Consider the following 23,606-nt stretch of genomic DNA (forward strand, 5'->3'; position numbering starts at 1 on the left):
CCCGGAGGGCCTACGCGGACTTCGCCGCCCGCATCGCCGCCCCCACGATCCCCGCGTTGTTCTGCAGCTGCGCCGGGACGATCTCCGCCTTGATGCCCTCGATCAGCGGCAGGAACTTGTCGGCCTTGCGGCTGACGCCGCCGCCGATGATGAAGAGCTCGGGCGAGAAGAGCATTTCCACATGGGCGAGGTACTTCTGCACCCGGTGGGCCCATTGCTCCCAGGTCAGCTCGTGGTCCTCCTTGGCCTTGGTGGAGGCACGCTTCTCCGCGTCGTGGCCGTTCAGCTCGAGGTGTCCCAGCTCCGTGTTCGGAACCAGCTCGCCGTCGGCGAAGAGCGCGCTGCCGATGCCCGTACCGAAGGTGAGCAGGAGGACCGTGCCCCGACGGTCGCGTCCGGCGCCGAACTGCATCTCGGCGACACCCGCCGCGTCCGCGTCGTTCAGCACCGTCACCGGGAGGCCGCCCAGCCGCTCACCCAGCAGGGCACGCGCGTCGGTGTCGATCCACGCCTTGTCGACATTGGCAGCCGTACGAATGGTGGCGCCGCCGGTGACCACCCCGGGGAAGGTGATGCCGACGGGTCCCGTCCAGCCGAAGTGACCGACGACCTCCTTCACGCCGTCGGCCACCGCGTCCGGGGTCGCCGGATGGGGAGTGAGCACTTTGTAGCGCTCCTCCGTCAGTTCGCCGCGGTCCAGGTCCACAGGGGCACCCTTGATCCCGGATCCGCCGATGTCCACGCCGAAGATCTGCATGGCCCTACGCTACGTCGTACGACAGACAGTCACTTCTCGGAGGGGGCGGCAGAACCCGCCGCCGTGCGCTGCTCCACCAGCGCCGCCGCCTCCGCGCGCAGATCGCGGCGCAGCTCCTTGGGCAGCGAGAAGGTGATGGACTCCTCGGCCGCCTTGACGATCTCGACGTCCTCGAAGTCACGGGCGGAGAGCCACTCCAGGACCTGCTCGACCAGGACCTCCGGGACGGAGGCACCCGAGGTGACACCGACCGTCGTCACACCCTCCAGCCAGCCCTCCTCGATCTCGTCGGCGAAGTCCACGAGGTACGCCGCCCGCGCCCCCGCGAGCTTGGCGACCTCGACGAGACGCACGGAGTTGGAGGAGTTGCGCGAGCCGACCACGATGACCAGGTCCGCTTCCTCCCCCATCCGCTTCACGGCCAGCTGGCGGTTCTGCGTGGCGTAGCAGATGTCGTCGCTGGGCGGGGAGATGAGCTGCGGGAACTTCTCCTTCAGCGCGTCGACCGTCTCCATCGTCTCGTCGACCGACAGCGTGGTCTGGGAGAGCCAGACGACCTTGGACGGGTCGCGGACCTCGACCTTGGCGACGTCCTCGGGACCGTCCACGAGGGTGATGTGGTCGGGCGCCTCACCGGAGGTGCCGATGACCTCCTCGTGGCCCTCGTGGCCGATCAGCAGGATGTCGAAGTCCTCGTTCGCGAACCGGACGGCTTCCTTGTGGACCTTGGTGACCAGCGGGCAGGTCGCGTCGATGGTGGCGAGCTTGCCGGCCGCGGCCTCGTCGTGGACGACCGGGGCGACGCCGTGCGCCGAGAACATGACGATGGACCCCTCGGGGACCTCGGCCGTCTGCTCGACGAAGATCGCGCCCTTCTTCTCCAGGGTCTGCACGACGTACTTGTTGTGGACGATCTCGTGGCGGACATAGATCGGGGCCCCGTACTGCTCGAGGGCCTTCTCGACGGCGATCACGGCGCGGTCCACGCCCGCGCAGTAGCCACGGGGGGCGGCGAGCAGGACACGGCGGCCAGGCGAAGCAGTCATGGCACCCATCGTAAGGCCGCGCCCGACGCGTCAAAGATCGCCTCCTTGGGGAGACCGAGGGGGAGCCGGACGGGGTGGGCACAACCTGGTGGCCGCGAGCAAGGCGATCGGCGCCGCCTTCGCCGCGCTCGCCGGGCAGGCCGCGGCGGGGCGGCTGGTGTTCGCGGTGGCCCGCGACCGACGGCTGCCGCGGGCGCTGTCGAAGACCGACTCCGGGGTGCCGCGGGCCGCGCCGCTGTGCGCCGCGGTCATCACGCTGGTCGCGGCGATGTGGGCGGCGCGGCGCGACGACGGGCTCGACCGTCTGGTGTCGGTGGTCGACATCGGCGCGCTGACCGCGTTCACGCTGCCGCACGCGAGTGTGGTGGGGTGGTTCGCGGTACGGCGTCGGGGGGCCCGTGGTGTGGTGGCGGCATGTCCTGGTCCGCGTGATCGGGGCCGCGGTCACCGTTGCCGTGATCGTGGAGGCGTCCGCGGGTAGCGGGGGCGGGGGGCTGCTTCGGCGCTCCGTGCCGGGAAACCACGGCGCTCCGCGCCAAGAACGCGTGCGGGCCTCGTGTCAGTGGGGGCCGTTACTCTCGGGCGCATGGCTCTCAACACGTCCGCGGACGCCCCACTGCCCGTCGGCGAGGTGTCGCGGCTCATCGGAGGGTGGATCGACCGGCTCGGCGCGGTGTGGGTCGAGGGACAGATCACCCAGCTGTCGCGGCGCCCCGGCGCGGGCGTCGTCTTCCTGACCCTGCGCGACCCGTCGTACGACATCTCGGTGAGCGTCACCTGCTACCGGCAGGTGTTCGAGGCGGTGGCGGACGTGGTGAGCGAGGGTGCCCGCGTCGTCGTCCTGGCGAAGCCTGAGTGGTACGCGCCGCGCGGGCAGCTGTCGCTGCGGGCCACCGAGATCAAACCGGTCGGCGTGGGGGAACTCCTCGCGCGACTCGAGCAGTTGAAGAAGTCCCTGGCGAGCGAGGGGCTGTTCGCTGCAGATCGCAAGAAGGCCCTGCCGTTCCTGCCGCAGCTCATCGGGCTGGTGTGCGGGCGGGCGTCCGCGGCCGAGCGGGACGTGCTGGAGAACGCGCGGCACCGCTGGCCGGCCGTCCGCTTCGAGGTGCGCAACGTCCCCGTACAGGGGGTGCACGCGGTGCCGCAGGTCGTGCAGGCCGTGAAGGAGCTGGACGCGCTCGACACCGTCGACGTGATCATCGTGGCGCGCGGCGGCGGCAGCGTGGAGGACCTGCTGCCGTTCTCGGACGAGCAGCTCGTACGGGCGGTCGCGGCCTGTCGTACGCCGGTCGTGTCGGCCATCGGGCACGAGCCCGACAACCCGTTGCTGGACTTCGTGGCCGACCTGCGCGCGTCCACACCGACGGACGCGGCCAAGAAGGTCGTGCCGGACGTCGGGGAGGAGTACGAGCGGGTGCGGTTCCTGCGGGACCGGGCGCGACGGAGCGTCCAGTCCTTCATCGACCGGGAGGAGCGCGGGCTCGCGCACGCGCTGGCCCGGCCCTCGATAGAGGATCCGCATCGGATGGTCGACGAGCGCGCCGACCAGGTCTCCGCGCTGCTGGACCGCGGGCGGCGCACGCTCGGGCATCTGCTGGACCGCGCCGACTCGGAGCTGACGCACACCCACGCGCGTGTGGTGGCCCTCTCCCCCGCCGCGACCCTCCAACGGGGGTACGCGGTGCTCCAGAAGACCGACGGTCATGTGGTCCGGGATCCGGACGAGGTGGCGGCGGGCGAGGCGCTGCGGGCGCGGGTCGCCGAGGGTGAATTCACGGTACGAGTCGATGCATAGGGTGGGCGCATGACCAGCAAGGTGGACGAGGCGCTCGGGTACGAGCAGGCGCGGGACGAGCTGATCGAGGTCGTACGCCGACTGGAGGCGGGCGGCACGACGCTCGAGGAGTCACTGGCGCTCTGGGAGCGGGGCGAGGAGCTGGCGAAGGTCTGCCGCCGCTGGCTGGAGGGCGCACGGGCCCGCCTGGACGCGGCGCTGGCCGAGGAGGAGTCGGAGAGCGAGGACGGAGACGGGCACGGAGACGGAGGCCGCGACTCCGGGTGACGTCATGACGTTCGCTCCCTTCCGCAGCCGGTAGCACCCGGCGACATCCCCAGTGACACCCGGCCGCCGTCCCGCTCGGTGACGGCGGCCTCGTCGTTCCCCCGGAACCCTGGCGCCCGGAAGCGACCTCCCTACCCCTCACTCCCTGTGAAGCGGATCACCTCACGTCGTTTTTGGTTGAACCTTAAACCTCATCCCCGTACTGTCGACATCGCCAACCGATCCCCCCGGATCCACCGCACATCCCGAGAAGGTTTCTGATGTCTCTCGTTCTTGACCCCGCCGCCCAGGACCTCCTGTTCCGCGAGGCCCGTACCGCCAACACGTTCACCGACGAGCCGGTCACCGACGAGCAGGTGCAGGCGATCTACGACCTGGTCAAGTACGGCCCGACCGCCTTCAACCAGTCGCCGCTGCGCATCACCCTGGTCCGCTCCGCCGAGGCCCGCGAGCGCCTGGTGCAGCACATGGCCGAGGGCAACCAGCCCAAGACCGCCACCGCCCCGCTGGTCGCGATCCTCTCCGCGGACAACGAGTTCCACGAGGAGCTCCCCGCCCTGTTCCCGCACTTCCCGCAGGCCAAGGACGTCTTCTTCGCCGAGCGCCCGGCCCGTGAGGGTGCCGCCTCGCTGAACGCCGCCCTGCAGGCCGCGTACTTCATCATCGGCGTCCGCGCCGCCGGCCTCGCCGCCGGCCCGATGACCGGTCTCGACTTCGCGGGCGTCCAGAAGGAGTTCCTGGACGACGACCACACCCCGCTGATGGTCGTCAACATCGGCAAGCCCGGCGAGGACGCCTGGTTCCCGCGCTCCCCGCGCCTGGAGTTCGACCAGGTCATCACGACCGTCTGAGCCCCCGCGTACGCCCCGGCGCGTACGCGCATGAGACGAGAAGGGCCCCCGGCAATGGCGCCGGGGGCCCTTCTCATACGCGTACACGGACGTATTACGCGCGAACGCATCACGACGTCACAGCATCACGACGTCGTGACGTCACGACATCACGACGTCTTCAGCGCCTCCGCCATCTTCGTCAGCTGCCCGAACGACGCCGTCCCGGTCACCACGGTGGTCGCCCCCTTGGCCCTGAGCACGAGGGCGTCGTACTTGTCGCCCTCGTACCGCTGCCACGTCGCGTCACCGATCCGCTGGGTGGCCTTCGTCTCCTTGGCGCCCTGGCTGGCCGAGTCGATGAAGACGGCCGCGGGCTGAGTCGACTGCTCGATCGCCACGTACTGACCGTCGGGGTCGTGGAAGCCCAGGTGCCAGGCGTCGAACTCGGTGCCGTCGTACCGCACCGAGGTCGCCTTCCACGCCGTCGGCAGACCCACGGGTGCCGCCACGGGATACGACGCCGCGCGGCGCGCCGTGAGCAGCTCGACGCGGTAGTCGACGCGCTTGAGAGGAGGCGCGGAGTCGTCGTGCGGGATGAAGATGTAGATCACGCCCGCCATGAGCCCGATCAGACCCAGGGAGAGGAGCATGTCCCGGACGCTCTGCTTGCCTTTCGTACCTGCCACGCCCCTATCGTCGCAGGTGCCCTGGCCTGCTCATCCGTGGGGCCCCCTGCTCATTTTGTCAGCCTGACGATAGAGTCGGGGCACACCCTCATCCGGCCGTCGTCGTATCAGAAAGGTGCGCTCCGATGACCGAGCATCATCTGCCGTCCGAACTCGAGGTCCCTTCCGAGGCCCCCGACCGAAATCTCGCCCTGGAACTCGTCCGGGTCACCGAGGCCGCCGCGATGGCCGCGGGCCGCTGGGTCGGCCGCGGCGACAAGAATGGCGCCGACGGCGCCGCCGTCCGGGCCATGCGGACCCTCGTCTCCACCGTCTCGATGAACGGCGTCGTCGTCATCGGTGAAGGCGAGAAGGACGAGGCCCCGATGCTCTTCAACGGGGAGCGCGTGGGCGACGGGACCGGCCCCGAGTGCGACATCGCCGTCGACCCGATCGACGGCACCACGCTGACCGCCAAGGGCATGAGCAACGCGATCGCGGTGCTGGCCGCCGCCGACCGCGGCACCATGTTCGACCCGTCCGCGGTCTTCTACATGGACAAGCTGGTCACCGGGCCGGAGGCCGCCGACTTCGTCGACATCAACGCGCCCGTCTCGGTGAACATCCGCCGGGTCGCCAAGGCCAAGAAGTCCTCGCCCGAGGACGTCACCGTCGTGATCCTCGACCGGCCGCGCCACGAGGGGATCATCAAGGAGATCCGGGAGACCGGCGCCCGGATCAAGCTGATCTCCGACGGCGACGTCGCGGGCTCGATCCTCGCGCTGCGCGAGGGCACGGGCATCGACCTGCTCCTCGGCATCGGCGGTACGCCCGAGGGCATCATCTCCGCCTGCGCCGTGAAGTGCCTGGGCGGCACCATCCAGGGCAAGCTGTGGCCCAAGGACGACGAGGAGCGACAGCGCGCGGTGGACGCCGGGCACGACCTCGACCGTGTGCTGCTCACCGACGACCTGGTCTCCGGCGAGAACGTGTTCTTCGTCGCCACCGGGATCACGGACGGGGAGCTGCTGCGCGGGGTGCGGTACCGGGCGGAGACCGCGACCACCGAGTCGATCGTGATGCGGTCCAAGTCGGGTACGGTGCGCCAGATTCGGTCGGAGCATCGGCTGAGCAAGTTGCGGGCGTACAGCGCGATCGACTTCGACCGCGCCAAGTAGCTCCGCGGGGGCGCTCCGCCGGGAGTGCCGGGGAACTGCGAGTTCGTAGGTCACTGCGGGTGCGTCGTGGCTGGTCGCGCGGTTCCCCGCGCCCCTTCGGGGCGCGTGAAGAAGTACGTACGGCAAAGGGGCCGGCCCTGTGCGGAGGGCGGCCCCTTTGGCGTACGTGCGGTCAGCCGGCTGCGGCTATCGTGCCGCGGGCGGCCTTCTTGAGTTCCAGGTCGCGGCGGCGGCGCCGGGCGAGCACCACGCGGCGCTCGGCGGCGGTGAGGCCGCCCCACACTCCGTACGGCTCGGGTTGCAGCAGCGCGTGTTCGCGGCACTCGACCATCACGGGACAGCGGGCGCAGACGCGCTTCGCCGCCTCCTCGCGGGACAACCGGGCGGCCGTGGGCTCCTTGGAGGGCGCGAAGAACAGGCCGGCCTCGTCCCTGCGGCACACCGCCTCCGTGTGCCATGGGGCTTCCTGATCCCTGTCCCGCACTGGCGCCCGCTGCGCCGGAACGGCAGCTACCTGCAGGGACTGATGCGGCGGTTGCAGCACGGTCTACTCCTGACGACGGCTTCGCGGGCGTGCCGGGCACCGCGGGAAGTCCCACAGCGCCCTCCAAGAGGCGATGCAGCAAGCCCTACCCGCTGTGCGCGCGCCTATGCACTGAGTTCCCGAGAGCGGAGCCGATCGTTCAAAACGGGGCGCGGGTGAGTGGACCAATGCGCCCCGCGCGCCGTCGCGTTCACAGGCGTCAACGGTCGAGGTGCTTGCGCAAAGTCCTGTCCACGCGGTCCATCGTGCGGTCGAGGATGTCGGCGACGAGCTTGCCGCGCTTGGGCCGCGCCTCGATGTTCCCCAGCACCGCGAAGCCTTCGACGTAGACCACGGGGGCGTCGGGGTCGCCCGCGTCCGTGGTGTGCGTCTCGAAGTTGCCGAGGACTCCGCCGCCGCTGCCGCGCAGCGAGACGTTCTCCGGGACCTTGATCTCGACGTTGCCGAAGACCGATATCGCCTTGATCACGACCTGTTGGTACTCGAAGATCGCCTCGCTGAGGTCGATGTCGACGGAGCCGAAAACGGCGTACGCGTGGATGCGGCGCCCGGCGCGCCAGCGGCCCTTGCGCACGGCGGCGCTGAACACCGCCACCACGTTCTCGTCGGCCTCCGCCGGGATGCCGCCCGGCTGGGGGCGGTTGGGCACGGACGTGTACGCGGGGGTCGCGCGGCCCGCGCGCGCGGCGGGCAGGTCCTGGACGAATCGGTCGAGCTCTCCCACCGTCTTCGTGGCCAGCACCCCCTCGATCCGCTCGGCGTGCTCGTCGGCGGTGAGGCGCCCCTCGGCCAGGGCATCGCGCAGAATGTCGGCGATCCGGTCACGGTCGGCGTCGGAGGCCCGGAGTTCGGCGTCGGAGGCCCGGGTTTCGGTGCGCTTCTGAAGGTCCACGACAGCAGCGTACCCAAACGCGATAGATCGCGACTACCCCTTCTCGCGACCTGTGGAAAACCGCCCCTTCACGCCAACTGAGCCTTACCTCACAGACTCAGCGTCCGCGCCAGGTTCTACGCTGGTGGACGCTGCCAATGGAGGCATGCCGCTGTCTGTCGAGTGAGGAATGGGCTAGTGCCTGAGTTCGCGTACACCGATCTGCTCCCCCAGGGAGAGGACACCACCCCGTACCGGCTGGTGACCTCCGAGGGTGTCTCCACCTTCAAGGCCGACGGGCGCACGTTCCTCAAGGTCGAGCCGGAGGCGCTGCGCAAGCTCGCCGCGGAGGCCATCCACGACATCCAGCACTATCTGCGGCCCGCGCACCTGGCGCAGCTGCGGCGCATCATCGACGACCCCGAGGCGTCCGGCAACGACAAGTTCGTCGCCCTGGACCTGCTGAAGAACGCGAACATCGCGGCCGCGGGCGTGCTGCCGATGTGCCAGGACACCGGCACCGCGATCGTCATGGGCAAGCGCGGACAGAACGTGCTCACCGAGGGCGGCGACGAGGAGGCCCTCTCGCATGGCATCTACGACGCGTACACCAAGCTGAACCTGCGTTACTCGCAGATGGCTCCGCTCACCATGTGGGAGGAGAAGAACACCGGGTCCAACCTTCCGGCGCAGATCGAGCTGTACGCGACCGACGGCGGCGCCTACAAGTTCCTGTTCATGGCCAAGGGCGGCGGTTCGGCGAACAAGAGCTTCCTGTACCAGGAGACGAAGGCCGTTCTGAACGAGGCCTCCATGATGAAGTTCCTGGAGGAGAAGATCCGTTCGCTGGGCACGGCCGCCTGCCCGCCGTACCACCTGGCGATCGTGGTGGGCGGCACGAGCGCCGAGTACGCCCTGAAGACCGCGAAGTACGCCTCCGCGCACTACCTGGACGAGATTCCGGCCGAGGGCTCGGAACTCGGTCACGGCTTCCGGGACAAGGACCTGGAGCAGAAGGTCTTCGAGCTGACCCAGAAGATCGGCATCGGCGCGCAGTTCGGCGGCAAGTACTTCTGTCACGACGTGCGCGTGGTGCGTCTGCCGCGGCACGGCGCGTCCTGCCCCGTCGCGATCGCGGTGTCCTGCTCCGCCGACCGTCAGGCCGTCGCGAAGATCACCGCCGAGGGCGTGTTCCTGGAGCAGCTGGAGACCGACCCCGCGCGCTTCCTGCCGGAGACCACGGACGAGCACCTGGACTCCGCCGGGGACGACGTCGTCCGGATCGATCTGAACCAGCCGATGGACGACATCCTCGCCGAGCTGACGAAGTACCCGGTCAAGACCCGGCTCTCGCTCTCCGGCCCGCTCGTCGTGGCGCGCGACATCGCGCACGCCAAGATCAAGGAGCGGCTCGACGCGGGCGAGGAGATGCCGCAGTACCTGAAGGACCACCCGGTGTACTACGCCGGTCCGGCCAAGACCCCCGAGGGTTACGCGTCGGGTTCGTTCGGCCCCACCACCGCCGGCCGCATGGACTCCTATGTGGAGCAGTTCCAGGCCGCGGGCGGCTCCAAGGTGATGCTCGCGAAGGGCAACCGTTCCGCGCAGGTCACCAACGCCTGTGACGCACACGGCGGCTTCTACCTCGGCTCCATCGGCGGCCCCGCCGCGCGGCTCGCCCAGGACTGCATCAAGAAGGTCGAGGTCGTCGAGTACGAGGAGCTCGGCATGGAGGCCGTCTGGAAGATCGAGGTCGAGGACTTCCCGGCGTTCATCGTCGTCGACGACAAGGGCAACGACTTCTTCCAGGATCCCGCTCCTCAGCCGACGTTCACCTCGATCCCGGTTCGGGGCCCTGGGCTCGCATAGTGCCTTCGGGGCGGCCGGGGATGGAATTCGCCCCCGCCGCCCCTGCCCGTCCCACCCCCAGGGGGCTGCGCCCCCTGCGACCCCCTGGACCCACGCGGGGCTCCGCCCCTGCACCCCGCCGGGGCTTCGCCCCGGACCCCATCGGCCCGAAGGGCCTCGCAGCCAAACGCCGGACAGCCTGAGCGGTGCCGCCGCACGAACAAGCCGAACGACTTCTTCAAGGACCCGGCACCGGCTCCGACGTTCACGTCGATTCCGGTGCGGGGCCCTGGGCTCGCGCGGCGTCCCGGGACGCCAGAGGCAGTTGTTCGCTGCCCGGACGCGTCCCGCCACGCCCCGATACTGTCCCATTTCGTCCCAGGAACGAGTGGGACAGCATTTTTGTGAGCTTTGCCGGAAACCCTCCGTGATGACCGGATCACAGCCTGTGGTCCGCAGGTCATCTCGGAGGGAAATCCCATGATTGGTCGCACTTTGCGCAACGGCCTGGTGGCCGCGATCGCGGCTGTCGCCGTCTTCCCGGTGACAGCCGTCGCCTCCGCCGCCCCGGCCGCCGCCCCGCACGTTCCCGGCCGGGGCGCCGCGTCCTCGCCGGTCGCGTCGTCGAGCTGGTACCCGGCGTCCCCGCAGTCCTCGATCCTCGGCCTCCAGCGTGCCCCGCACACCCTGCCACTGGCCCCGAGGCACCACCACAAGCACTACGTGATCACCCACGCGCGTCACCACGCCCGGCATCACCTCACCCGGCACGTCCTGGGCCGGGTGACGACCCACCACATGCGTCTGCGCGTCCGGTCCGGTCCGGGTACCGGCTACCGCGTCGTCGGTTCCCGGCGGGCCGGCCGCGTGGTGACTCTCGTCTGCAAGAAGAGCGGTTCCTCCGTCATGGGCAACTCGCGCTGGTACAAGCTCGCCCACGGCCGGGGCTACGTCTCCGCCCACTACGTCCGCAACAGCCGCGCCGTCCGCTGGTGCTGACGACCACCTCGCCGCCCGCCTCCTGAGGTCCGGCGCCGGTCGGCGGGGCGCGGTCCGCCCCGCCGGCCCGTAGGACAAGTCGATCAGCCGACGACCCCACTCCCCTGACGAAACAGCAGGTCAACTCCCCTTCATATTCGGTTCGCATTCGGGCGATCGGGGTGTGCCCGGGCACCGCGCGAGGGAACACATCAGGGCGGTCACCCCGGCAGGCCGAGGGAGCGAGAGGAAGAGCCACGTGAGGGTCAAGAGACAGCCGCTGCCCGACTCGTCGGACGAGACAGAACACAGCAAGGCAGTACGTACGAAAACAGAAAATATCGACATGGAGCACATCACCACTGAACGCATCGATACCGAACTCATCGGTACGGAGGGCGTCGGCGCAGAGGACATCGACGAGGAGCAGCTGCTGATGGAGCGGCTCCGGTGCCTGAAGCAGCGGACGGGGCTGAGTCTGGCCGCGCTGGCCTCCGTCACCCCGTTCAGCAAGTCGACCTGGCACCGCTACCTGAGCGGTGAACAGTTTCCGCCGCGCTCGGCGGTCGAGTCGCTCGGCCGTCTGGCGGACACCGACCCGGGTCCCCTTCTCTCCCTGTGGGACGCCGCGTCCCGGGCCCAGTCCAGGGCGGCGACCCCGCCCCTGGGGGCCCCGGTCCCACAGGCCGCGGTTCCGGACGCGCCGGTTCGGGGCCGGCGCGTCCGGGGGTCCAACCGGGCCGTCATCGCCCTCGCGGCGATGGCGGCCACGGTGGTGGTCACCGCGGGCGCCGCCGACGTCCTCGACCCCGACCAGCCCGTGGCCCCCGCCGGCGCCTCCTGCCGGGGCCACGGCTGCCAGGGGCAGTTCCCGACCTCCGAGGTCTGCCGCCGTGACGCGCGTACGGAGAGCACCGTCAGGCGCGCCGGGCAGGTCGTGCTGCTGCGCTTCTCCCCCTCGTGCGCGACGGTCTGGTCGGAGGTCCGCACCACGACCGGCGGGGCGCGGGAGATCTCGATCAGATCGGACCAGGACGAGCTGTCCGCCGCCTACCCGGGCGACCCCTCGGACGGCTACAGCAGCCCGATGCTGGCCGCGTCGAGCCCGCGCGGGGCGGAGGCCTGTGCCAAGGTCGGCGGGATGTCGGCGTGCACCGGCCCGCTCGGCGGCTCACGGAGCTGACTCCTCGAGAGAGCGGCTCACGGAGCTGACTCCCCGGGAGAAACGGGAGCCGCCTTGCCGGGAACACGGGGCACGTCCGCGATGCTGTCCCCACTGGAGGTGATCGTCGATGGCCGACGAACAGGCAGCCCCGTACCGGATCGAGCACGACTCCATGGGTGAGGTCAGGGTGCCCGCGGACGCGAAGTGGCGGGCCCAGACCCAACGGGCCGTGGAGAACTTCCCCATCTCGGGTCAGCGTCTGGAGCGCGCGCACATCGAGGCGCTGGCGCTGATCAAGGGCGCGGCGGCCAGGGTCAACGCGAAGCTGGGGGTGGTCGACAAGGACGTGGCCGAGGCCATCCAGGAGGCGGCGGGCGAGGTCGCCGAGGGTCGCTGGGACGCGCACTTCCCGGTGGACGTCTTCCAGACGGGTTCCGGAACGTCCTCCAACATGAACACCAACGAGGTCATCGCCACGCTCGCGACCGAGCGGCTCGGCAGGGACGTACACCCCAATGACCATGTGAACGCCTCGCAGTCGTCGAACGACGTGTTCCCGTCCTCGATCCACATCGCGGCCACCGCCGCCGTCACACGGGATCTCGTTCCGGCCCTGGAACACCTCGCGGCCGCCCTGGAGCGGAAGGCGGAGGAGTTCGCGGACGTCGTGAAGTCGGGGCGTACGCATCTCATGGACGCGACGCCGGTGACGCTCGGGCAGGAGTTCGGGGGGTACGCGGCGCAGGTGCGGTACGGCGTCGAGCGCCTCCGGGCCTCGCTGCCCCGGCTCGCCGAACTGCCGCTCGGCGGGACCGCCGTGGGCACCGGGATCAACACGCCGCCCGGGTTCTCGGCGGCCGTCATCGCGGAGGTGGCGCGGGCCACCGGGCTGCCGCTCACCGAGGCCCGTGACCACTTCGAGGCGCAGGGCGCGCGGGACGGGATCGTCGAGACGAGCGGGCAGCTGCGGACCATCGCGGTCGGGCTGACGAAGATCGCCAACGATCTGCGGTGGATGGCGTCCGGTCCGCGCACCGGGCTGGCCGAGATCAGCCTGCCCGACCTCCAGCCCGGCTCCTCGATCATGCCCGGCAAGGTGAATCCGGTCATTCCCGAGGCGGTGCTGATGGTCGCGGCCCAGGTGATGGGCAACGACGCGACGGTCGCCGTCGCCGGGGCCGCCGGCAACTTCGAGCTGAACGTCATGCTTCCGGTCATCGCGAAGAACGTCCTGGAGTCGATCCGTCTCCTCGCCAACGTCTCGCGCCTGCTCGCCGACCGCACCGTCGACGGGATCGTCGCCCACCGCGAACGGGCCCGCGAGTACGCCGAGTCCTCGCCGTCGGTCGTGACACCGCTCAACAAGTACATCGGCTACGAGGAGGCCGCCAAGGTGGCCAAGAAGGCACTGGCGGAACGCCGGACGATCCGCCAGGTCGTCCTGGAATCCGGGTACGTCGAGCGCGGTGACCTCACCCTGGAACAGCTGGACGAGGCGCTCGATGTCCTGAGGATGACGCATCCGTAAACGGCGTTCACCCCCCGGATGACCTTGGAAGCCATTGGATGACGCCTCCGTTACGTCATTCGCTCCATGGCGCGAACCGTGACGCGCACCGCAGCGTCGTATGCCTGTGGCACCTAATATCTGGTCATGGCAGAGGGTGGAGCGGTGAGGCGAGTGGCGGCGGGCGGGTCGACGGAGTACTGGGCCCCCGGGAGTCACATTCTGTGGCGGTACCGGGAGAACGCCGGTGAGCACTTCCACATCTGCCGGCCCGTGACCGTCGTACGGGACGACGAGGAACTGCTCGCGGTGTGGATGGCGCCCGGCACCGAGTGCGTGAAGCCCGTGCTCGCCGACGGTACACCGGTGCACGGAGAACCGCTGGAGTCCCGCTACACCAAGGCGCGAACGGTGCAGCGGGGCCGCTGGTTCGGCAACGGGGTACTGAAGCTGGCGCGGCCCGGCGAGCCCTGGTCGGTGTGGCTGTTCTGGGAGCCGGGCTGGCGGTTCAAGAACTGGTACGTGAACCTGGAGGCGCCGCTCGCCCGTTGGGAGGGCGGGGTCGACTCCGAGGATCACTTCCTGGACATCTCCGTGCACCCGGACCGCAGTTGGCACTGGCTCGACGAAGACGAGTTCGCACAGGCGCAACGGGCCGGATTGATGGATACTCAACTGGCCGCACAGGTAAGAGAGGCAGGGCACTGCGCGGTGGAGGTGATCCGTGCCTGGGGCGCGCCGTTCTCGGACGGCTGGCAGCACTGGCGCCCGGATCCCGCCTGGCCGGTTCCTTCCCTGCCGGATGACTGGGACCGTACGCCCGCGCACGTGTCCTCATGAGACCCTTGATGCGCCCCCGTGGTACAACCGTAGGATCGTCCTCCGCAAGGGCGCACAGCAGCAACTCCCGCAGCATGCGCTGGGCTTGACCATACGTCACCGAGGGGCGGCAGGACGTGAGCGAGGGGTACGAGGGCCACGGCGGTACGGTCGGCGGACGGCCCACCGGGCCGCACAGGGCGTTCGGCCCGACGACGGCGTTCACGTCGGCGACGGGCGGGCCCCGTCCTGACGACGCGCAGATTCCGTTCCCGGGACACACATTCCGGGTATCGGGGCTGCGGGACGAACTGCACGCACGGCGCGCAGCCCCGGACGGATGGATTCGACACGCGTGACGGAGCACCCCACCTCGCACGAGCGCCGCCAGAGCGGCGCCGGCCGGCCCTCCACCCCCGCGGACCCCCGCGGGGCGCTCCTGCGTACCCCGGAGCCGCAGCGCGCGCCCGGCGCATTACCCGCACAACCCGCCCGCACCGGCGACGTCCCCACCGGTTCCGCTGCGAGTACGCCCTACGGCCAGCACGGATCGTCCGCCACTCAGGCGTCGGCGAGCACCGACACGCCGTCACCCTCGGGCACCGGCGCGTCCACGCCGCCGCCCGCCTCCCCCGGCCCCGAGCACTCCCAGCCCTCGGCCAGCGAGCCCGACGCGCACCGCCCGCGCCCGGCCCCCGAGGGCATCCCGGCCCAGCCGGGCATGGAAGGCGACCGGCCGTCCGGGAACTCCACGGGCACGGACCGGCGTACCGGGCAGGGGCTGCCGCACGCGGGCCCGATGCCGATGCGGCGTGACGGGGACCGGCTGCGCTTCGTGGGCGCGGCGACCCGGCGGATCGCCCGCGGCATCGACCTGGACGAGATCGTCATGGGTCTGTGCCGGGCCACCGTGCCGACCTTCTCGGACGCGATCCTCGTCTATCTGCGCGACCCGCTGCCGGTCGGCGACGAGCGGCCCACCGGGCCCCTCGTGCTGCGGCTGCGTCGCACCGACCGGATCCCCGAGGAGCGGGACACCGAGAACGGCTTCATGCCCGCACTGCGGCCCGAGCCGAACGAACTTTCGGCGATGACGGCCGAGCTGTGCGAGGTGCGCCCCGGCGGCGCCCTCGCCGAGGTGCTGCGCGGCGTGCGCCCGGTCTTCGCGGACGCGCCCGCCGCCCGGGCCGCGCTGCCCGAGCTGCTCGGCGACGAGCTGATCGTGCCCACCGGCCAGCGCGCGATCCTCGCCCCGCTGCGCGGGCGGCGCCGGGTGATCGGCGCGGCGCTGTTCGTGCGCCGCCCCGAGCGGATGGCGTTCGAGACCGACGATCTGCTGGTCGCGGCCCAGCTCGCCACGCACAGCGCGCTCGGCATCGACAAGGCGGTGCTCTACGGCCGCGAGGCGTACATCGCCGACGAGCTGCAGCGCACCATGCTGCCCGAGACGCTGCCGCGCCCCACCGGAGTGCGGCTGGCCTCGCGCTATCTGCCGGCCGCGGAGACCGCCCGGGTCGGCGGCGACTGGTACGACGCGATCCCGCTGCCGGGCAGCCGTGTCGCCCTCGTCGTCGGTGACGTCATGGGCCACTCGATGACCTCGGCCGCGATCATGGGCCAGCTGCGGACCACCGCGCAGACCCTCGCCGGGCTCGACCTGCCCCCGCAGGAGGTGCTGCACCACCTGGACGAGCAGGCCCAGCGCCTGGGCACCGACCGCATGGCGACCTGCCTGTACGCCGTCTACGACCCGGTCGCGCACCGGATCACCATCGCCAACGCGGGCCATCCGCCACCGGTGCTGCTGCACCTGGGCGGCCGGGCCGAGGTGCTGCGGGTGCCGCCGGGCGCCCCCATCGGCGTAGGAGGAGTGGATTTCGAGGCGGTCGAGCTGGACGCGCCGGCCGGGGCGACGCTCCTGCTGTACACGGACGGCCTGGTCGAGTCGCGCCTCAGGGACGTGTGGACCGGCATAGAGCAGCTGCGGGAGAAGCTCGCCGCCACCGCGCAGCTCACCGGCCCGGACCATCCGCCGCCGCTGGAAGCGCTCTGCGACGAGGTGCTGGACATGCTCGGTCCGGGCGACCGGGACGACGACATCGCGCTGCTCGCCGCCCGCTTCGACGGGATCGCGCCGAGCGATGTGGCGTACTGGCACCTGGAGCCGGAGGACGCGGCTCCAGGGCGGGCCCGGCGCCTGGCCCGCCGGGCGCTGTCCCGCTGGGGCATGGAGGAGATGAGCGACTCCGTGGAGTTGCTGGTCAGCGAGGTCGTCACCAACGCCGTGCGCTATGCGACACGCCCGGTCACCCTCCGTCTGCTGCGCACGGACGTACTGCGCTGCGAGGTGGGCGACGACGTGCCGCAGCTGCCCAGGCTGCGGCAGGCGCGCGCCACGGACGAGGGCGGGCGTGGCCTGTATCTGGTCAACAAACTGGCCAGACGGTGGGGCGCCACGCGTCTGAGCACCGGAAAGGTGGTCTGGTTCGAACTGAGCCGGGGCTGATTGGACCGGGGGCCGAGGGGTACGCGATCCGCCTCGCCCCACGGTGGCCCGGTTGCCGACCTCCTGTCGGCAGAGTTGACTGCTGAGGTGAGCGAAGCGATCTGAAGACTCTCTTCTTGACGGGAGGACGCTCGTGACGCAGGCACCCCAGAAGGCTCCGTACACCACGAACAACGCCGGCATTCCGGTGGAGAGCGACGAACACTCGCTGACCGTCGGTCCCGACGGCCCGATCCTGCTCCAGGACCACTACCTCATCGAGAAGATGGCCCAGTTCAACCGGGAGCGGGTCCCCGAGCGGGTGGTGCACGCCAAGGGCAGTGGCGCATACGGGTTCTTCGAAGTAACGAATGATGTCAGTCAGTTCACCAAGGCCGACCTTTTCCAGCCGGGCAAACGCACCGAGATGCTGGCTCGTTTCTCCACCGTGGCCGGCGAGCAGGGTTCACCCGACACCTGGCGCGACCCGCGCGGATTCGCGCTCAAGTTCTACACCGAGCAGGGCAACTACGACCTGGTGGGCAACAACACCCCGATCTTCTTCGTGCGCGACACGATCAAGTTCCAGGACTTCATCCGCTCGCAGAAGCGCCGCCCCGACAACGGGCTGCGCGACAACGACATGCAGTGGGACTTCTGGACGCTCTCGCCCGAGTCGGCGCACCAGGTGACCTATCTGATGGGCGACCGGGGCATCCCGAAGACCTACCGCAACATGAACGGCTACGGCTCCCACACCTACATGTGGATCAACGGCGCCGGTGAGCGGTTCTGGGTGAAGTACCACTTCAAGACCGACCAGGGCATCGACTTCCTCACCCAGGCGGAGGCCGACGAGCTGGCCGGTACAGATCCGGATCTGCACCGCATGGACCTCTACAAGGCGATCGAGTCCGGGAACGCGCCGACCTGGAGCCTGAAGGTCCAGATCATGCCGTTCGAGGACGCGGCGGACTACCGCTTCAACCCCTTCGACCTGACCAAGATCTGGCCGCACGGGGACTATCCGCTGATCGACGTCGGCCGGATGACCCTCGACAGGAACCCCGAGGACTACTTCATCCACATCGAGCAGGCCGCCTTCGAGCCGTCCAACCTGGTGCCGGGCATCGGCCCCTCGCCGGACAAGATGCTGCTCGGCCGGCTGTTCTCCTATCCGGACACACACCGGTACCGGATCGGCCCGAACTACGCCCAGCTGCCGCCGAACCGCCCGCACGCCCCGGCGAACTCGTACGCCAAGGACGGCCCGATGCGCTACGAGCCGTCGCTCGCGGCCCGCCCGTACGCGCCCAACTCCTACGGCGGCCCCGCGGCCGACTTCTCCCGCTTCGGCGACCCGGCGAGCTGGGAGGCCACGGGCGAGCTGGTGCGCGAGGCGTACAAGCTGCACCGCGAGGACGACGACTGGGGCCAGCCGGGCACGATGGTCCGCCAGGTCCTCGACGACGCGGCCCGCGACCGCCTGGTCTCGAACGTCACCGGCCACCTGAAGGCCGACGTCTCCCGCCCGGTCCTGGACCGCGCCCTGCAGTACTGGCGCAACATCGACAAGGAACTGGGCGACCGGATCGCCCACGACGTCAACGGAGGGTGACCGGCATCCGTCCCATCAGCCACGTGCCCCGCCCCGTCCCGCGCGCGGGACGGGGCGGTCACACTCCACCGCGGTGCTCACGGCGCTCCACAAGGGGTCGCCGCCGTTTCGGCCGCCCGTCATAATGAGCAGCCGGTCGGTCGGGCGAAAGAGGGCGCGATGAGTGGGGAATCCCTTGAAAACGCGTGGTCACGTGTGGAGCAGTGGCTCGAGGTAATGGCGCCGGAAAGTCACGCGGCGCTGCGGCCTCCGGCCGAACCCTCGACAATCAGCTGGGCGCAGGAGCGGACGGGGGCCGAATTTCCCGAACAGCTGATAGGCCTCCTCTCCTTGCACGACGGGGCCGACGACACCGACGCCGGGGCCTTTCTACCGGGCGACGCACGACTGCTTTCGGCGCGGGAGGCCACAGGGCTGACCGGAAGGCTGAGCGGTTTCATCGACAGCGACGAGGTTCTCGGCGTGTGGTGGCACCCTCAGTGGATTCCCCTTGCGGCCAACCATGACGGGGCCACCTGCTATTTCGTCGACGCGCGTCCCGGACCCGGCTACGGCGAAATCGGCTACTTCTTCATGGAGAGCGGCGGAGAGTGCGGGAGGTGGCCGTCGCTCGCCACGTTCACCGAGAACCTGGCCGGCGCGATCGAGGACATCACGAAGATGCGCGGCTATCTGCCCAGCGTCAAGGACGACGCGTTGTCCTGGGACTGAACGCGTGTGAGGGGTGCGCGCCCGGCAGGCACGCACCCCTCACCTCACCTCACCTCGGTGTACCGGTCAGGGTTTCATGGTGCACTCGACTTTCGGGCCGTCGGCCGAGCAGCCGTCGAATCCGGGGATGTCGACCCAGTAGGAGTCGGAGTCGAGGAGCCGGAAGTACGACGCGAAGCCACCGAAACGGTTCATCGAACCACCGTTCATCCACTGGGACATGGAGGAACGGCCGCACACCTCCTTGAAGGTGGGCGGATCGTAGCGGTCGTCGTCGTACAGTTTCCAGGTGCCCTGGGTGACCCGGGTCGCGTAGGTCTGGACACACTCGTCGCCGGATTTCACGGGGTTACGGCCGCGCATCTCCTCGGGCATGCCGGCCGACTGATAAGTCCCCGCGAAGGCGAACTCGTCGCACGACTTGACGTCCGGAGTATCCGTGGACACCAGCTCCGGCAGCAGCGTGGTGTCGTCGTGGTAAGCATAGGACTTCGGGCAGATGACCTTCCGGTTCGCGTCCGTGTCCCGGCCGTACTGGTTCTTCCCATTGGGAAGGTAGTTCATCGGCGATTTGAACTTCTTCGACCCCGCGTGCGGTGACAACGCGTTCTGGATGAGCCAGGCGTGAGCGGCGGCCGCCGGGTACTTCGCCGAATTGAACTGATAAGTGGGCTGGTAGGAGCCGAAGCTGCAGCCCTCCGTGTTGTTGATGGCGAAGTTGTCGCACTGGGGAAGCAGGTCGTGGGCGTAGACCTTGACCGCGGTGGGGCCGGCCACGGGCGTGTAGCCCTGGAACTTCCAGTTGAAGCCGAGGATGTCCCAGCCCTTGGTCGTGGTGTAGTTGGACCAGGAGTGCTTCTTCGTCGCCTTGGCGATGTGGGCGTCACCGGGCGTCCAGGTCAACGACGAATTCCACTGCTCCGGCTGGGACGCGCAGGTGAGGCCTTCGTCGAAGCAGTTGAAGCGCATGTCCAGGGTGATGTTGACCAGTTTCGGATCCAGGGTTCCGATCGGCCAGACCTCCATCTGCTGCTCGAACTCCCTCGATTTCTGGTTCAGCTTGATCTGCTGGAAGACATCGAAGTCGGCCTCGGCGAACACCGAGCCGTCACTCGTGTCGATGGCCGTGTATTCGTACGTCGTGTGGAAGCAGGCCTCGAACCTGGTGAAGCGGTGCGATCCGATGGTGTTGGTGCACCACGGGACGATGTCCCCGAAGTCGAAGGGACTCCGCGCCGACATCGCCTGTCGAACCGCGGGCCGACCGGTCATCTGCTTCTTCGTGGTGAGCAGGCGGGAACAGCCACTGATGCCGGCCGAGTTCGCGGGACCGCAGGAGTAGCCCTTCAGCTTCGCCGGCTTGCCGCTGAAGGCCGTGGAGCCGCCGCCGGGGCCCGCGTTGTCGGGGAGAGCGGGCTCATACTGAGGAGCCTCCATCGTCTGGGGTCCGTTGATGCTGTCCCAGTCGATGTTCGCCGCCTTGTCGTTCGGCTCCGGCAACGTGATGTCGACGGTTTGGTAGCGACCGGGGACGAAGGCCACCGCGTCGAACGCGACATCCTCGTCGCCCGTACCATCGGGAGTGATCGTGTCCAGCTGGACTTCCGGAACGTTGTCGAACGCGTAGACGCCCAGCTCTACCCAGCGGTTGCTGCTGCCCGGCTGGGAGATCGTCTTGGTGCGCGTACCGCCTCTGGTCTTGATCCGGTACTTCGCGTACTTGGTCTGGGCACCGTGATCGGGGAGGTGAACGAGGACCTTGGCCCGCCCCGTGAGCGACTTGTTCAGCTGCCAGGTTCCGGTGATCTTCAGCCGCTGGCCCTTGGTGTCGTCCGCGCGCGTGTGACCGAACCAGAAGTGGCCGCCGAAGCCCGCGCCCAGTTGGTGGAGGTCGACCTTGGCCGGGTAGACGGTCTCGACCGAGTTGTTGGCGAAGTTGAAGCTGAAGGTGCCGGAGTTCGTCCAGGAGTTGCTGCAGCCCGCTCGGACGACGGGGGTGTCGGCCGGGACGTCGTCGACGATGAGAGCCCCGTCCGGGAGTCCGCTGGTGCTGCAGCTCGGCGGATACGCCGTGCCGTCGGGCTCTTCCGGCGCGGTGTCACCGAAGCGGACGAACTCGTATCCGCAGGTGTCGACGCAGTCGGTCTTCCACGTCACCGGCTTGTTCCACCAGCACTTGACGTCGCCACGGCCACAGGGACCGCTGCTCGCGGTGTCGTTGGAGGCGCCGTCGGAGATCCGGCTCGGGTCGCAGCTGTTGGAGGAGTCGCAGAAGGCGTCCTCGGGCGCCTTGAGGTGGGCCCGGTTGTAGAGCGCGCTGCCCTTGACGGTGACGGCCGAGCTGGTGCCGTTCCAGGTGGCGGGGCGGAACGCGGGGACCAGCGTGCCGGGCGATTCCAGGAAGGAGGGCGGGTGGGCGGCGAAGCCGAGGACCTTCTCCTGGTAGGGCCAGTTCTGCGGGCGGGCCGCGGCGCTGGCGTCCTCGCCGCCGGCCGCGTTCTCCATGAACGGCAGCCGTCCGGCGTCCCATTCGGGATTGGCGGGGTTGTTGGCCCAGCCCAGACCCCATGGCGAGCCGTCACCGGCGTTGGGGTGGAAGCCGGAGTTGTACGCCCACAGGGCGAAGTACCAGTTCTCCGGCCGACCGCTGGTGCCGTGGTTGGCGATCATGCCGGCGGCGCGGGTCTCGTTCCACTTGGAGACGAGGGTCTGCAGGCCCGCGGCGATGTTGGCGGTGTAGTCCAGCGCGGCGGCCCGCTGCTTCTGGTAGTCCCAGGCCGCACCGCCGTGGCCGTCCTCACGGCCGGCCATCCGCATGTGGTCGGTGATCTGCGTGATGCCGTAACCGCAGTCCGCCTTGGCGAAGTCGACGTCCCAGTCGTTGCTGGGGTCGCCGTCGTAGAGGTTGATGCCGTAGTAGTTGCCGATCAGCGGGCTGGCGGTGACCCCGGGCACGGCCTCCCGGCCGGCCTGCCACATGTTCGATTCCTGAGTGGTCACCCCGAGCATGACCTGCGCCATGGCGCGGCCGCCCCCGTCGAGCGCCGGGTTCAGGAAGAGTGACTGCGGCATGTACGCGGGCATGCCCAGGTTCTTCCAGTTCGCGGGGCGCGAGATGTGCGTGTTCAGCAAGCCCTTGACCGCCATGTCGACCGCCCACTCCACCTGGCGCGGCTTGGGCTGCATGGCCTGGTTGCGCACATCGTTGCGCGGCACGGAGCAGGTGCGCTCCGCCTCCACCGGGTCGCTCGGGTCACCCGCGGCCGTCGCGGCGACCGACGCCTTGGCGGTACTTCCGGAACCGGACAGCAGCCCCGGGGACGCGTCACGGCCCTGGCCCGCGTACGCCGACACCCGACGCGCCGGATCGACGGTGAAGGAGGCCTTGCGTCCGGTGGCGCGGGTGGTCAGGGACATCTTCACCGTACGGGCCTTGGTGGCCTCGCCGGGCTGCAGCAGCGTGCCCTTGCCGTCGGCCCAGGCCGTGTGGGTCAGGACGGCCTCGCCACGTGTGGAGACGGTGACGTCCGTCGGCGTCGACGCGAGCCTCTTCACCGTGGTCGGCGTCCGGGCGGCTGTCGGCCTGGTCGTGCCGGTCACATACACGGTGTCGGCGCTGCGGGTCAGTCCGGTCTCGGTGGCGAGGCCCCGGGCCAGCACGGTCGCCCGCGTGGTACGTGCGTCGGGGTGCGCGACGGCACCGGCCGTGATGCGCTTCACCCTGGACGTGGCACCGTGCTTGTCGAGGAAGGTGATGCCCCCGTCGCCGTCGGGCGTCAGGCGGTAGGGCACACCGTCGGTACGGGCGAGAGCCGTGCGCCCGCCTCTGGCGTCGACCTTGATGACCTCCGCGCCGGAGGCCGCGGCTATGGAACCGTCGGCAGCCGGGACGGCCGAGGTGACCTGCCCCTTGACCGGGATCGGCTTGCCGATCCCGCCTGTTGAGGCGTCCAGCCGGAACAGCCGGGTGCCGGGCCGGTCCTCACCACCGGACTGGGTCAGGATCACTGTCTCACCCGGTCCGCAGCCCGGGTTGTAGTAGGACAGCGACGCCTTGAGGTCCAGCTTCGTCACCCGGCCGGAAGCCAGATCGACCACCGCGGTGAACCCGCCCCGAGCCATCAGCTGGGGCTTGTTGGTGAAGGTACGAGGCGCGTAGACCACAACCGCCCGCTTACCCGAACCGGTGACGCAGGTGTTGCCGATCCAGGCGTCGGCGTCGAATCCCGGCTCGGAAAGCGACGCAATGGTGCGCCAGCTGTATCCGTCCTTCTTCCTGGCGGTCAGGAGATGGAAGCCGTCCGCGTCCCCCGAGGTCGTCCACGCCACGTCGCCGGACGCCTGCCACCCCTTGCCCAGCACCGCGGCCCGCTCGGCCGACGGCACCGCGTCACGCTGAGCCTCGGTCGCCGCCTTCGTGGCGGAAGACGTCGGTGCCGGTGGATCGGCCCAGGCCACGGACTGCGTAAGTCCGGCGAGTAACGCACCGGCCGCCAACGCGGCCAGCCGTGCCCGCATT

18 protein-coding genes and 1 pseudogene are annotated in these 23,606 nt (G+C 69.7%); 13 read left to right on the plus strand and 6 right to left on the minus strand.

Annotated features, from left to right (window positions below; genetic code table 11):
* Positions 1 to 10: 10 nt before the first annotated feature.
* Both ppgK and KVT44_RS20860 read right to left on the minus strand, forming a co-directional pair.
* Entirely contained in the window at positions 11 to 757 is a 747-nt protein-coding gene (gene ppgK, locus KVT44_RS20855; protein ID WP_099920834.1) for a polyphosphate--glucose phosphotransferase, read from the minus strand.
* Between the two features lie 29 nt (positions 758 to 786).
* A complete protein-coding gene (locus tag KVT44_RS20860; RefSeq protein WP_099920835.1) occupies positions 787 to 1,812 on the minus strand; it encodes a 4-hydroxy-3-methylbut-2-enyl diphosphate reductase in 1,026 nt (341 codons plus the stop codon).
* A gap of 70 nt (positions 1,813 to 1,882) precedes the next feature.
* Here KVT44_RS20860 and KVT44_RS20865 point away from each other — a divergent pair.
* The 4 genes and pseudogenes from KVT44_RS20865 to KVT44_RS20880 all read left to right on the plus strand — a co-directional run.
* Positions 1,883 to 2,276, plus strand: a pseudogene (locus KVT44_RS20865) (amino acid permease); the annotation flags it as partial.
* 113 nt (positions 2,277 to 2,389) lie between these two features.
* Positions 2,390 to 3,598, plus strand: a complete 1,209-nt coding sequence (gene xseA, locus KVT44_RS20870) for an exodeoxyribonuclease VII large subunit (protein WP_217568100.1) — start codon at positions 2,390 to 2,392, stop codon at positions 3,596 to 3,598.
* Between the two features lie 9 nt (positions 3,599 to 3,607).
* Complete coding sequence (locus KVT44_RS20875) at positions 3,608 to 3,865, plus strand: exodeoxyribonuclease VII small subunit (protein WP_190172262.1); 258 nt, start codon at positions 3,608 to 3,610, stop codon at positions 3,863 to 3,865.
* Between the two features lie 260 nt (positions 3,866 to 4,125).
* Entirely contained in the window at positions 4,126 to 4,716 is a 591-nt protein-coding gene (locus tag KVT44_RS20880; RefSeq protein ID WP_099920838.1) for a malonic semialdehyde reductase, read from the plus strand.
* Between the two features lie 149 nt (positions 4,717 to 4,865).
* Here KVT44_RS20880 and KVT44_RS20885 read toward each other — a convergent pair whose 3' ends face one another.
* Positions 4,866 to 5,384 (minus strand): DUF4245 domain-containing protein, encoded by a 519-nt coding sequence (locus KVT44_RS20885; protein ID WP_099920839.1) that lies wholly within the window; start codon positions 5,382 to 5,384, stop codon positions 4,866 to 4,868.
* 125 nt (positions 5,385 to 5,509) lie between these two features.
* On the opposite strand from KVT44_RS20885, the gene glpX reads away from it, so the two are divergent.
* A complete protein-coding gene (gene glpX / locus KVT44_RS20890; protein WP_099920840.1) occupies positions 5,510 to 6,541 on the plus strand; it encodes a class II fructose-bisphosphatase in 1,032 nt (343 codons plus the stop codon).
* A gap of 172 nt (positions 6,542 to 6,713) precedes the next feature.
* Here glpX and KVT44_RS20895 read toward each other — a convergent pair whose 3' ends face one another.
* Both KVT44_RS20895 and KVT44_RS20900 read right to left on the minus strand, forming a co-directional pair.
* A complete protein-coding gene (locus KVT44_RS20895; RefSeq protein WP_075028724.1) occupies positions 6,714 to 7,085 on the minus strand; it encodes a WhiB family transcriptional regulator in 372 nt (123 codons plus the stop codon).
* Positions 7,086 to 7,284: 199 nt separating this feature from the next.
* Positions 7,285 to 7,977: a DUF1707 domain-containing protein gene (locus tag KVT44_RS20900; RefSeq protein WP_099920841.1), complete on the minus strand. Its 693-nt coding sequence runs from the start codon at positions 7,975 to 7,977 to the stop codon at positions 7,285 to 7,287.
* A 177-nt stretch (positions 7,978 to 8,154) separates the two neighbouring features.
* Between KVT44_RS20900 and KVT44_RS20905 the strand changes: the two genes are divergently transcribed.
* The 8 genes from KVT44_RS20905 (at position 8,155) to KVT44_RS20945 (ending at position 19,087) form a co-directional block, all read left to right on the plus strand.
* Positions 8,155 to 9,825 carry a fumarate hydratase gene (locus KVT44_RS20905; RefSeq protein ID WP_099920842.1) on the plus strand — a complete coding sequence of 557 codons (1,671 nt, stop codon included), beginning with the start codon at positions 8,155 to 8,157 and terminating at the stop codon, positions 9,823 to 9,825.
* A gap of 459 nt (positions 9,826 to 10,284) precedes the next feature.
* The gene (locus tag KVT44_RS58155; protein ID WP_229889297.1) at positions 10,285 to 10,803 is read left to right on the plus strand and encodes an SH3 domain-containing protein; all 519 of its coding nucleotides are present in this window, start codon (positions 10,285 to 10,287) and stop codon (positions 10,801 to 10,803) included.
* Positions 10,804 to 11,128: 325 nt separating this feature from the next.
* Positions 11,129 to 11,965, plus strand: coding sequence for an XRE family transcriptional regulator (locus KVT44_RS20920; protein WP_217568101.1), 837 nt, complete (start codon positions 11,129 to 11,131; stop codon positions 11,963 to 11,965).
* A gap of 109 nt (positions 11,966 to 12,074) precedes the next feature.
* The gene (locus KVT44_RS20925; protein WP_060901396.1) at positions 12,075 to 13,475 is read left to right on the plus strand and encodes an aspartate ammonia-lyase; all 1,401 of its coding nucleotides are present in this window, start codon (positions 12,075 to 12,077) and stop codon (positions 13,473 to 13,475) included.
* 126 nt (positions 13,476 to 13,601) lie between these two features.
* A complete protein-coding gene (locus KVT44_RS20930; protein WP_180292881.1) occupies positions 13,602 to 14,294 on the plus strand; it encodes a DUF402 domain-containing protein in 693 nt (230 codons plus the stop codon).
* Positions 14,295 to 14,613: 319 nt separating this feature from the next.
* Positions 14,614 to 16,779, plus strand: coding sequence for an ATP-binding SpoIIE family protein phosphatase (locus KVT44_RS20935; protein ID WP_217568102.1), 2,166 nt, complete (start codon positions 14,614 to 14,616; stop codon positions 16,777 to 16,779).
* 133 nt (positions 16,780 to 16,912) lie between these two features.
* Entirely contained in the window at positions 16,913 to 18,376 is a 1,464-nt protein-coding gene (locus KVT44_RS20940; protein ID WP_217568103.1) for a catalase, read from the plus strand.
* A gap of 159 nt (positions 18,377 to 18,535) precedes the next feature.
* A complete protein-coding gene (locus KVT44_RS20945) occupies positions 18,536 to 19,087 on the plus strand; it encodes an SMI1/KNR4 family protein (protein WP_217568104.1) in 552 nt (183 codons plus the stop codon).
* A gap of 66 nt (positions 19,088 to 19,153) precedes the next feature.
* Here KVT44_RS20945 and KVT44_RS20950 read toward each other — a convergent pair whose 3' ends face one another.
* Positions 19,154 to 23,605, minus strand: a complete 4,452-nt coding sequence (locus KVT44_RS20950) for a hypothetical protein (RefSeq protein WP_217568105.1) — start codon at positions 23,603 to 23,605, stop codon at positions 19,154 to 19,156.
* Position 23,606 lies beyond the last annotated feature (1 nt).

It is taken from the genome of Streptomyces sp. GbtcB7 (genome assembly GCF_019091445.1).
Classification (GTDB): Bacteria; Actinomycetota; Actinomycetes; order Streptomycetales; family Streptomycetaceae; genus Streptomyces; species Streptomyces mirabilis.